3 protein-coding genes are annotated in these 12,670 nt (G+C 63.9%); all 3 read left to right on the top strand.

Annotation, left to right across the window (positions count from 1 at the left end; translation table 11 throughout):
- Window positions 1-63: 63 nt before the first annotated feature.
- Window positions 64-1,209: a YbfB/YjiJ family MFS transporter gene (locus RND78_RS11620; protein ID WP_312728900.1), complete on the top strand. Its 1,146-nt coding sequence runs from the start codon at window positions 64-66 to the stop codon at window positions 1,207-1,209.
- A 152-nt stretch (window positions 1,210-1,361) separates the two neighbouring features.
- Entirely contained in the window at window positions 1,362-3,008 is a 1,647-nt protein-coding gene (locus tag RND78_RS11615) for an acetolactate synthase large subunit (protein ID WP_312728898.1), read from the top strand.
- 875 nt (window positions 3,009-3,883) lie between these two features.
- Window positions 3,884-12,442 (top strand): GH36-type glycosyl hydrolase domain-containing protein, encoded by an 8,559-nt coding sequence (locus RND78_RS11610; RefSeq protein ID WP_312728896.1) that lies wholly within the window; start codon window positions 3,884-3,886, stop codon window positions 12,440-12,442.
- Window positions 12,443-12,670: the final 228 nt, after the last annotated feature.

The following is a 12,670-nucleotide window of genomic DNA, read 5'->3' as shown; positions in this document are numbered from 1 at the left end:
CGTTTTTATTGATTAACTTCAAGGCCTAGGCTGTACTCATCCGCTCGCTACTGGAGTCTTGCGATGACCGCCACTACTCGCCTGCTGGCCTGCCTGCTGGCCCTGGCCACCGCCATGGGCATCGGCCGCTTCGCCCTCACCCCCGCCCTGCCCCACCTGATCGCCGAGGGCCAGATCGACCTCACCGGCGCCAGCCTGTTGGCCGCGGCCAACTACCTGGGCTATCTGCTCGGCGCCCTGGACGCCCTCTTCGCCCGCCGTACCCATGCGCGCCTGGTCGGGGGACTCTGGCTTTGCGCCGGTCTGACCCTGGCCTCGCTGCTGGCCGATGGCCTGGCCGCCCAGGCGCTGCTGCGCTTCGGCACCGGCCTGGCCAGTGCCTGGGTACTGGTCATGGTGACTGGCCTGAGCCAGCCCCTGGCCGCCGAGGCCGGTCGACCACGCCTTGGCGCCCTGATCTTCACAGGTCCCGGCGTCGGTATCCTCGTCAGTGGCCTCATGGCCCTGGTCAGCAATCGCCTGGGCGGTGGCTCCAGCCAGCTGTGGCTGAGCTATGGCCTGCTCGCCACCGTCGCCACCCTGGCGCTGCTGCCCCTGCTACCCCGGCGCGGTCCGGCCACCCCGCTGCCTACCAGTGCCGCGCCCGCCAAGCCTTCCCCGGCGTTCAACCGCTTGATCCTGGCCTATGGCCTGGTCGGGGTCGGCTACATCCTGCCGGCTACCTTCCTGTCGCAGATGGCCGCCAGCCGCTTCCATGGCCAGTGGCAGGCCGATCTCTTCTGGCCGGGCTACGGTCTGGCGGCAGCCCTCGGCGTGGTGCTGGTGAGTCTGAGGCGCCCGGGCACCGATACCCGCCGCTGGTTGATCGCCACCCTCTGGCTGCAGGCCACCGGGGTGCTGCTCTGCCTGCTGCCGGGTAGCCTGGCGCTGTTCCTCGGCGTGCTGCTCTGCGGGGGGCCCTTCCTCGCCTGCATGCAGCTGGTGATGCAACACGGCCGCGAACTGGCGCCGACGACTCCACAGCGGAATGCCGGGGTCCTCACCGCCAGCTTCGCCACCGGCCAGTTGCTCGGTCCGCTGCTTGGCGCGGTCAGCAGTCACTTCGCCGGCAATCTACAACCGGCCCTGGTCGTGGCCGCCTTCGGCCTGCTGCTCGCCGGCGTCCAACTGCTGCGGCCCAGCGCGACGCTCCAACGCTGCGCTGCGTGAATCGTTTCCGCTGTGACCATTCGTCACAGTTGCGGAAGCTGGCTGCGCCTTGTTTTGAAATATTTCGTCATTCCTGAGTACAGTTGCGGCTGCGCCTCACGAGGAGGCGCTTCAGGCGCTCGCCACCCACCCTTACAAGGAATACAAGACTCATGATGAAGGCCTCCGACCTGGTCGTTCGCTGCCTGGAAAACGAGGGTGTGGAATACATCTTCGGCATTCCCGGTGAAGAGAACCTGGACCTGCTCGAATCCCTGCGCCGCTCCTCGCAGATCAAGCTGATCCTGACTCGCCACGAGCAGTCCGCCGGCTTCATGGCCGCCACCTACGGCCGCTTCACCGGCAAGACCGGCGTCTGCCTCTCCACCCTCGGCCCAGGCGCCACCAACCTGGTCACCGCCGGCGCCTACGCCTACCTGGGCGGCATGCCGATGCTGATGCTGACCGGCCAGAAGCCGATCAAGAAATCCAAGCAAGGACGTTTCCAGATCCTGGACGTGTGCCGCATGATGGCGCCGCTCACCAAGTACACCCATCAATTCGCCTCCGCCGACAACATCCCGTCGCGCATCCGCGAAGCCTTCCGCCTCGCCGAGGAAGAAAAGCCCGGCTCCGTGCACCTGGAACTGCCGGAAGACATCGCCGACGAGCACACCGAGAGCCTGCCGGTGCCGCCGAGCCTGAGCCGCCGTCCGGTGGCCGAGGCCAAGGCCATCGCCGCCGCCGTCTCCAAGCTGGAGAACGCCCGCAGCCCGGTGCTGGTGCTGGGCGCCGGCACCAATCGCAAGATGACCGCACGTGTGCTGCGCCAGCTGATCGAGAAGACCGGCATCCCCTTCGTCACCACCCAACTGGGCAAGGGCGTGGTCGACGAGCGCCATCCGCGCTTCCTGGGCAACGCCGCTCTCTCCGCCGGCGACTTCGTGCACCGCGCCCTGGAGTCGGCTGACCTCATCGTCAACATCGGCCACGACGTCATCGAGAAGCCGCCGTTCTTCATGACCCGTGGCGGCACCGAGGTCATCCACATCAACTTCCGCTCCGCCGAAGTCGATCCGGTGTACTTCCCCCAGGTCGAGGTGATCGGTGACATCGCCAACGCCATCTGGGAGATCAAGGAGCGCATCGAGGTCCAGCCCACCTGGGACTTCGACCGCCTGCTGAGCATCCGCGAAGCCAACGAGGCCCATGTCGCCGAAGGCGCCACCGACGATCGCTTCCCGGTCTATCCGCAGCGCCTGGTGGCCGATCTGCGTAACGTGCTGCCCTCCGATGGCATCGTTGCCCTGGACAACGGCATCTACAAGATCTGGTTCGCCCGCAACTACAAGGCCTACATGCCCAACACGGTGCTCTTGGACAATGCCCTGGCCACCATGGGCGCCGGCCTGCCGTCGGCCATGGCCGCACGCCTGGTGCACCCCAACACCCCCATCGTGGCGGTGTGCGGCGACGGCGGCTTCATGATGAACAGCCAGGAACTGGAAACCGCGGTGCGCCTGAAGATGAACCTGGTGGTCATCATCCTGCGCGACGACGGCTACGGCATGATCCGCTGGAAGCAGGCGCAGATGGGCTTCGAGGACTTCGGCCTGGACTACGGCAATCCGGACTTCGTCCGCTACGCCGAAAGCTACGGCGCCCAGGGCCACCGCGTGGAAAGCGCCGCCGCCTTCGCCCCGCTGGTGCGGGAGTGCCTGGACACCCCCGGCGTCCACGTCATCGACTGCCCGGTGGACTACTCCGAGAACGACCGCATCCTGCACCAGGACATCAAGGAACGCAGCGCGGCAGTCTGAGCGGGTAGTTTGGCTAGATAGAGGAACGCCCCGGCCGTGAGGTCGGGGCGTTCTTTATTGCCACGCGTTTATAGGTAGCCATTAAAAATAGAAAGACCTAAAGCAGCCCGATTGAAATTCAACAACAATCGAATATTACAAATACAGTTGCTCACTTAAATTATTTCACAACCTCCGATTTTTCAATTTCACTTTAAAGACTCAAGACACAATCCTTGTTTCCATTTTATCTGCTCTAGCCGTGTGCTTTTACCTGTATCTCAAGCGCTACCCTTTTTAGGGTCGCTTTAGGCGTAGTGAAAGGTACTTGGGGAGATCCATACGACTACAGATATATTTCGATACGCCAAACGGCTACCCCGGAGCCCATCATGCTCGTTCGCGCCTCTCTTTGAACCTAGATGGAAGATCAGGACGCCAGTCGCGCACAGGAAGCGCTGAGCGCCTTTGCCGCCGAGTACATTACCCGCATCGGCTGATGCTTCTTCCTGGCGTCGGTTGTGGATGGAGTTGATCGAGGGACGTCAGCCATCCATTGCCTCCCTGCTCCGGTTGCAAGCCACCCTATTCATTCAGAAGCGGGACAAACCCATCGTTCGGCCTCGGTGACCACAGCAGGCATTGGACACGTAGCGCGACGAAGCTCTACCTGCCACTGGCATTGGCGACTGCCAAGAGGTCGTCCAACTCACGGGGTGGGCGGTAGCTCGCAAACCGCCATCACGGCCCAACGCTATGTGTGCCAGCAGACAGACGCCGCACATCCAGACTTCCACACTGAATGGGCACTCCCTCAAGGTGTCGTGCCCGCGGCAATAGCGTGAAAGGCATCTCCGCGTCGTTGTCTACGTTTCGCGTTGAATGCTAAGGAAAACATGGATAGGCAATGGCTTCGAGCAATCCGCCGGTTGTGGCATCCCGCGCCGCGCACCTTCCAGTACGAGCCGGCCTTGCGCGCGGAACTGTTCAGTCTGGAGCAGATGGCCGCCCACGGCGCTCATCTCGCCCGACAACATCAACTGAGTTCCCATACCACCTCGGACGCTCTGCTTCACCGCCTTGCCGAGAATGCCGCGGTACTGGCCAGCAGTGGCCAGGCGATGGCCGTGGCGGCGCTGTCCAAGCAACGCGCCACGCCCGCGGCCGCCTGGCTACTCGACAATTTCTATCTGGTCGAAGAGCAGATACGCACCGCCCAGAAACACCTGCCCAAAGGCTACTGCCGTGAGCTGCCCGGTCTGGAAGACGGGCCCTCGCGCACCTTTCCACGGGTGTATGACATCGCGCTGGAAACCATCGCTCACGGCGACGGCCGCGTCGATAGCGATAATCTGAGCCGTTTCGTCACCGCTTATCAGGCGGTGACGCCCCTGACCCTGGGCGAGCTGTGGGCCATTCCCATCATGTTGCGCCTGGCGTTGATCGAAAATCTTCGGCGTGTCGCGTCACAGGTGATGGCTAGCTGGACCGATCGTAATCTCGCCAACGACTGGGCCGACCGTTTCATTTCCACCGCCGAGCACGACGCCAAGAGCGTAGTGCTGCTGGTGGCCGACCTCGCACGCTCTGCGCCGCCGATGACCAGCGCCTTCGTTGCGGAGCTCTCGCGACGTTTGCAGGGCCAGAGTACCTCACTCGTTCTGCCGATGACCTGGGTCGAACAGGTCCTGGCGGAGTCCGGCCAAAGTGTCGAACGCCTTATTCATCTCGATGGCCAACTGCAGGCCACGGAGCAGGTGTCGATCAGTAACAGCATCAACAGCTTGCGGCTGCTATCGGCGGCGGACTGGCGCGAGTTCGTCGAGCGCCTGAGCGGCGTCGAACAGGCGCTGGCCAAGGACCCGGCTGACATCTACCGCCGCATGGATTTCGCCACTCGCGATCACTACCGCCACGCCATCGAGCGCCTGGCGCGCAGCTGCTCGCATTCCGAGATCGACATCGCGCAGGCGGCCATCGGTCTCTGCGACGCCGCGGCGGAACAGGACCCGTTGAAGAGGCACGTCGGTTTTTACCTGGTGGGAGCGGGACTGGCCACACTGGAAATACAGCTGGGTGCCCGGCGCTCCCTGGTGGAGCGCTGCCGGCGAATCCTGCGCGGCGCGCCCCTGGCGTTCTTTATCGTGCCCGTCATGGCGCTCAGCCTGCTGTTGGCCTGGCCCTTCTTCACCTGGTCGACAGCGGACGGCTGGGGACTCTGGACGATGGTGCTGCTTGGCGGGCCGATAATGGTAATGACCAGCCAGCTGGCCATCGCGCTGGTCAACCGCCTGGTGACCCTGACGCTGCGGCCGGATATTCTGCCTCGCCTGGATTTCAGCGCCGGTATTCCCTCCGATGCACGCACACTGGTCGTGGTGCCAACCCTGATCGGTAGCGTTCAGGATGTGGAAGAGCTGATCGATGGCATGGAGGTACGCTTTCTCGCCAACCGTGACGCCAACCTGCATTTCGCCCTGCTCACCGATTTCATGGATGCCCAGAGCGAAGTCATCGAGAGTGACGCGGCGGTGCTGCACTACGCGAGCCAGGCTATCGAAGCCCTGAACCTGAAGTACCCGGAAACCGGCGCGGCGCGGTTCTTCCTGCTGCATCGCCCGCGACGCTGGAATCCTACCGAACAGCGCTGGATAGGCCACGAGCGCAAGCGCGGCAAGCTAGCGGACCTCAATGCGCTGCTACGCGGGCATGGCGCTGGACGTTTCTCTCTGGTGGTCGGCAATATCTCGGCGCTGCCCAGGATCAGCTACGTCATCACGCTGGATACCGACACCCAATTGCCGCGCGACGTGGCGAGTCAGCTCTTGGGTGCGATCTGCCACCCGCTCAACCAACCGCGCTTCGATGGGCGCCAGAAACGCATCACCAGCGGCTACGCGATCCTGCAACCTCGTGTCGGCATCAGCCTGCCGAGCATCACCCGTTCCACGTACGCTCAGCTGTTCGGCAGCGACGCTGGCGTGGACCCCTATACGCGCTCCGTCTCCGACGTCTACCAGGACTTGTTCGGCAACGGCTCATTCATCGGCAAAGGGATCTATGCCGTGGATGCCTTCGAGCATGCCCTGAAGGACCGCTTTCCCGAGAACCGTATTCTCAGCCACGACTTGATCGAAGGCTGTTACGCCCACTCCGGCCTGATCAGTGACGTACAGCTCTATGAAGAGCATCCGGCGCGCTACAGCGCCGACGCCAAGCGCCGTCATCGCTGGATCCGCGGCGACTGGCAGTTGCTGCCGTGGCTAATGCCCTGGACCCCGAAATCCGATGGTGGTCTGGAGCCGAATCGCCTGACGCACCTGGCCTATTGGAAGATCATCGACAACCTGCGTCGTAGCCTGGAGCCGGCCGCCTTTCTCGGGGTACTGCTATGGGGGTGGTTGGCCAGCGCTCACCCACTGGCGTGGAGCCTGGGCGTATTGCTGCTGGTGATCACCCACCCCCTGATCAGCGCCTCGCTGGAGCTGCTGCACAAGGCCCCGGACATCCAGCTCGGTCAGCACCTGAAGGTGGTCCTTCGCAGTGCGACCCAGCAGTTCACGCGGGCGCTGCTGAGCCTGGTGTGGCTACCCTTCGAAGCCTTCAGCAGCCTGGACGCCATCGGTCGCACACTGTGGCGCCTGGCCATCAGCCACCGCCATCTGCTGCAATGGAATTCGTCCCGCGAAGTGGAGCGCAGCAGCCACAACGACCTGTCCGGCCTGTATCGGCTGATGTGGGTGGCGCCACTGCTGGCCAGCGGCGTGGCCGCCCTGCTGCTGGATGACCCCTGGGCCTTGGCAAGCGCCGCGCCCTTCCTGCTGGCCTGGCTGCTGGCACCCGCCGTCGCCTATCGGTTGAGCCAGCCAAGCGGCCAATCGGTATTCACACCTTCACCCGTGGAGCAGCAATTTCTGCGCTGCCTGACGCGCAAGACCTGGGCCTTCTTCGATGACCAGGTGGGCCCCGGCGATAACTGGCTGCCACCGGACAACATTCAGGAGCAGCCAACGGCAGTGACCGCGCACCGAACCTCGCCGACCAACATGGGCATGGCACTGCTGTCCCACCTGGCGGCCCATGACTTCGCCTACCTGAGCGGGGGCCGCCTGCTCACACGACTGGACAAGACCCTGGCCAGCATGTCGCGGCTGGAGCGTCATCGCCGCCACTTCTACAACTGGTACGACACCCAGACCCTGCAACCGCTGCCACCGCGCTACGTGTCGACAGTGGACAGCGGCAATCTGGCGGGCCTGTTACTGACCCTGAGATCCGGGCTTTATGAATTGCCGCACGCGCCAGTGCTCAACGCTCACTGGTGCGGCGGCCTGGCGGACTGCCTTGCCGTGCTGCGGGAAGCAATAGTGGCCAGTGGACTGGATGAGCACCTGCTCGACGGTGCGCACAGCGAATTGGCGTCAGCCCATACGCTTGAAGGTCTGCACGAGATCAGTACCGTCCTGCAGCGCCTGATCGTTTGGGCCGACGCTCTGAAACCCGCACTGGAAGCGGCTCCCGAAGCCGACTACTGGCGCCAGGCACTGTTTGCACAATGCCAGGATCTCCATGGCGAGGTGGCCAGCCTCATCCTCCCTGGATCCCCCCTGGCATCAGCCAGTTGGCATGAGCTGGCGCAACTGGAGGTCACCCAGTGGCCCCTTGCCGAACAGCCTCGGGTACGGGCGGTGATCGCCCAGGCCAGCGAGCGCATCGCCACCGCGCTGCGCCTGGCAGATGTCACTGCCGACCTGGCCGACATGGACTTCACCTTTCTCTACAACCCGCAACGCGAGCTGCTGACCATTGGCTACAACGTCGAGGAACAACGCCTGGATGGCGGCTACTACGATCTCCTGGCATCGGAAGCGCGCCTGACCGTTTTCCTGGCCATCGCGCAGGGACAACTGCCGCAGGAAAGCTGGTTCACCCTCGGCCGGCTGTTGACGAGCAACGGCAGGAATCCCGTGTTGCTGTCCTGGACCGGTTCGATGTTCGAATATCTGATGCCGATGCTGGTCATGCCCACCTATGCCGGCACCCTGCTCGACCAAACCTGCCGCGCGGCCGTGGCGAGGCAGATCGAATACGGCCAGCAGCTGGACCTGCCGTGGGGCGTATCCGAGTCCGGCTACTGCACTCTGGACGCACAACTGAACTATCAGTACCGGGCCTTTGGCGTACCCGGCCTGGGTCTCAAGCGCGGGCTTGGCGAAGACCTGGTGATGGCACCCTATGCGTCGGTACTGGCGCTGATGGTAGCGCCAGAAGCCGCCTGCAAGAATCTCCAACGCCTGGCCGGCATGGGCATGACTGGCCGCTATGGCCTGTATGAAGCCATCGACTTCACCAGCGCTCGCCTCCCGCCAGGGCAGCACGCCGGACTCATCCAGTCGTTCATGGCGCACCACCAGGGCATGAGCCTGCTGTCGCTGACCCAGGTATTGCTCGAACGGCCCATGCAGCGCCGCTTCGAAGCCAATCCGCAGTTTCAGGCCACGTCCTTGCTGCTGCAGGAACGGGCGCCGAAAAGTGCCACGCAGTACCTGCACACCGCCAATGCCTCGCTGGAGGACCAGGTCTCACGTGCCAGTGAGAACAAGCTGCGGGTCTACACCGACCCTTGCCGTCGGCACCCGGCGGTGCAGTTACTTTCCAACGGCTGCTACCATGTAATGATCAGCAATGCCGGCGGCGGTTACAGCCGCCGCGATAACCTCGCCGTCACTCGCTGGCAGGAAGACATCACCTGCGATAACACCGGCACCTTCTGTTACCTCCGCGAGGTGGACAGCGGCTATTTCTGGTCCTCGGCGCACCAGCCCACCTTACGCAAGACAGAGGGCTTCGAGGCGATCTTCACCGATGCCAGGGCCGAGTTTCGGGTCCGCGAACGTGATTTCGACGTCCATACCGAAATCGTCGTCTCTCCGGAAGACGACATCGAATTGCGGCGCCTGCACATCAGCAATCGCAGTGGACGGCGCCGAACACTGGAGCTTACCAGCTACGCCGAAGTGGTCCTGGCCCCCGCGTTGAGTGACGCCTTGCACCCGGCATTCAGCAAGCTGTTCGTGCAAAGCGAGCTGCTCCTCCCTCTGCAGGCCATTCTGTGCAGCCGGCGGCCGCGCTCCAGTGACGAAAAGGTGCCGTGGTTGTGTCACCTCCTGGCCGTCCACGATGCGGACATCGTGGCGATCTCCTACGAGACCGACCGAGCCCGCTTCATCGGTCGCGGGCGCAACCTGACGCACCCCGCCGCCATGGATGCCGAGGCACTTTCCGGTACCGCCGGCGCAGTGCTCGATCCCATCGTGGCCATCCGCTGCCGGATCACCTTCGACCCAGGCCAGATCGCCACCATCGACCTGGTGACCGGCGTGAGCGACAACCGTGAGGGTTGCCTCCAGCTGATCAACAAGTACCGCGACCGCCGCCTCGCTGATCGCGTCTTTGACCTGAGCTGGACCCACAGCCAGGTACTGCTGCGCCAGCTCAACACCTCCCACGCCGAGGCGCGGCTGTTCGAGCAGATGGCTGCATCCATTATCTATACCAACCCCTCCCTGCGTGCCGCGCCGAATATCCTGGCCGCCAATCAGCGCAATCAAAGCGGCCTATGGGGCCAGGCGATCTCGGGCGACCGTCCCATCGTACTCCTGCAGATTTCCACGGCTATCCATATCGATCTGGTGCGCAAGCTGGTACAGGCTCACGCCTACTGGCGACACAAAGGGCTCAGTGTCGACCTGGTGATCTGGAACGAAGACCAAGCGGGCTATCGGCAGGATCTCCAGGACTCGATCATGGAGCTGGTCACCTCGGGCAGCGAGGCGCACTTGATCGATCGGCCAGGTGGCATCTTCGTGCGTCCGGCGCAACAGCTCTCCCATGAGGATCGCGTGCTGATGCTGGCGGTCGCGCACCTGGTGCTCAGCGATGAGCGCGGCAGTCTCTCCGAGCAGGTCCATCGGCGCCGCGCGGAACCGAAGCTACCTGCTTTCGCGGCGGAGCTGTTGCCCAGCGTCGTTGTAACCGCTGCGATTCCATGGGCCGATGCCTCCCTGATCCTCGGCAACCCCCATGGCGGCTTCAGCGCCGATGGCAAGGAATACGTCATTCACTCGCATGCCGGACAGCGCACACCAGCGCCCTGGGTGAACGTGCTGGCAAACCCCAACTTCGGCAGCGTGATTTCGGAAAGCGGCAACGCCTACACCTGGTACGAAAATGCCCACGAGTTCCGCCTGACCCCGTGGCGCAACGATCCGGTCAGCGATCCAGGCGACGAGACCCTCTACCTCCGTGACGAGGACAGCGGCCACTACTGGTCGGCCACGCCCTTGCCCCGTCCTGGCAAGGGTACCTACGTGACCCGGCACGGCTTCGGCTACAGCGTCTTCGAACACGAAGAAGACGGTATCCGCAGCGAATTGTGGGTCTACGTATCGCTACAGGATCCGGTCAAGTTCTCGCACCTGAAAATCCATAACACCTCGGCTCGACCCCGGCGGCTGTCGATCACTGGCTACGTGGCCTGGGTACTCGGGGATCTTCGCGAGAAAGCCTGCATGCACGTGGTCAGCGAGACCGACCCGAACAGCGGCGCGCTCTTCGCACGTAACAGCTACTCCATCGAGTTTCCGGGCCGCGTGGCCTTCTATGACGTCGATATGCCGATCGCCAGCAGTACCGCCGGCCGTGGTGACTTCATCGGTCGCAATGGGCATCTCGGTGCGCCTGCCGCGATGGCGCAGCCCCACCTGTCCGGGCGCAGCGGCCCCGGTCTCGATCCTTGCGCCGCCCTGCGGGTGGATATGCAACTGGCGCCTGACGAGAAGCGTAGCGTCACCTTCCGGCTCGGCGCCGCGCAGAATGCCACCTCCGCGTCGCGTCTGGTGCTGCGCATGCGGGGTAACGTCACCGCAGAAGCGGAATTGCAAGGCGTACGCACGCACTGGCAAGACACGCTGGGCAAGCTGCAGATCACTACGCCGGAGCCGGCCGTGGACGTGCTGGTCAACGGCTGGCTGATGTATCAGGTGATCGCCTGTCGCTTCTGGGCCCGCAGTGGCTATTACCAATCCGGCGGGGCGTTCGGTTTCCGCGATCAGTTGCAGGACAGCATGGCCATGCTGCATGCCGACCCGGCCGCGGTTCGCCAGCACCTGCTGCTGTGCGCTGCCCATCAATTCATCGAAGGCGACGTGCAGCATTGGTGGCACCCGCCCCTGGATCGGGGTGTGCGTACCCGCTGCTCCGACGACTATCTCTGGCTGGCATGGGCGACCAGCCGCTACGTCAAGGTCACCGGTGATGCCAGTGTCCTCTCGGAAAGCGTGGGTTACCTGGAAGGACGCGCGCTCAACAGTGGTGAACAGTCCTATTACGACCTGCCGACCCACTCCTCCTTACGAGAGACGCTGTACCAGCATTGCGTGAGGGCCATCGAGCACAGCCTGGCGCGTGGCGCTCACGGCTTGCCGCTGATGGGTGACGGCGACTGGAACGATGGCATGAATCGCGTCGGCGAAGGGGGCAAGGGTGAAAGCGTCTGGCTCGGTTTCTTTGGCTACGACGTGCTCCGCCGCTTCGCCACCACCGCCCTGCTCCATGACGATGCCGCCTTTGCCAGGCGCTGCGAGGAAGAGGCCGAGACCTTGCGCCTCAGCCTCGATGCGCACGCGTGGGACGGAGACTGGTATCGCCGCGCCTACTTCGACGATGGTACGCCCCTGGGCTCTACCAGCAATGATGAATGCCGCATCGACTCCATCGCCCAGAGCTGGTCGGTGCTGTCGGGCGCGGCGCCGGAGCCACGCCAACGCGTGGCCATGGCGTCTCTGGAGCAGCACCTCATGCGTCGTGATATCGGCCTGGTGCAGTTGCTGGATCCGCCCTTCGACCAGGGTGTACTCGATCCTGGCTACATCAAGGGCTATGTACCCGGCGTTCGCGAGAACGGTGGGCAGTACACCCATGCGGCGGTGTGGGCGGGCATGGCGTTTGCCGAGTTGGGAGACAGTGCCCGGGCATGGGAGCTACTGCGGATGATCAATCCAGTCGGCCACGGCAACGATGCCACCGCCACCTACAAGGTCGAGCCCTATGTCGTGGCTGCCGATGTCTATGGCATGCCGCCCCACGAAGGACGGGGCGGTTGGAGCTGGTACACCGGCTCGGCCGGCTGGATGTATCAGCTGATCGTCGAGTCGCTGCTCGGCGTGCAACGCAGCGGCACCCAGTTGCGCATCCGCCCGGTGCTGCCGGCGGAGTGGACGACCTTCAGCCTGGACTACCGTTTCGGCACCACCCTTTACCGCATCGCGCTCTCCCGCGGCGACCTGCCCCAGCCGACCATCCTACTGGACGGCACGATGGTGCAAGGTGACAGCTTCGGTTTGATCGACGATGGCCTGGAGCATCAGGTCGAGGTGCGCTGGCCGGACAACTAGAGCGGCGCAATGACAGAGCGCTCCGAGCACTTCGCAGGGGCGCGCGAGGCGGAGGGACAGGACTTGACGACGAAGGGCCGGTAAACAGCCGCATCGTGCAAAGGTATCAACGATATTCACGACTGAGGTGGGGGCCATCCGAACGAACGGCTGGTCTTCGGACACAAGCACGGCGACCAGCTTCGCGAACTCCCCGGAGCGCGCCACACCGCAAGATCGCTCAGACAG

The sequence above is a fragment of the Pseudomonas oryzihabitans genome, from assembly GCF_032027545.1.
In the GTDB taxonomy this organism is placed as follows: domain Bacteria; phylum Pseudomonadota; class Gammaproteobacteria; order Pseudomonadales; family Pseudomonadaceae; genus Chryseomonas; species Chryseomonas oryzihabitans_F.
Note: the sequence above shows the minus strand (reverse complement) of the source record. Positions and strands in the feature narration are given on the sequence as shown.

Bases quoted from the DNA above. Each gene is read 5' to 3' on its own strand.
- RND78_RS11620 (WP_312728900.1), top strand. From the start codon at position 64: ATGACCGCCACTACTCGCCTGCTGGCCTGCCTGCTGGCCCTGGCCACC.
- RND78_RS11610 (WP_312728896.1), top strand. From the start codon at position 3,884: ATGGATAGGCAATGGCTTCGAGCAATCCGCCGGTTGTGGCATCCCGCG.
- RND78_RS11615 (WP_312728898.1), top strand. From the start codon at position 1,362: ATGATGAAGGCCTCCGACCTGGTCGTTCGCTGCCTGGAAAACGAGGGT.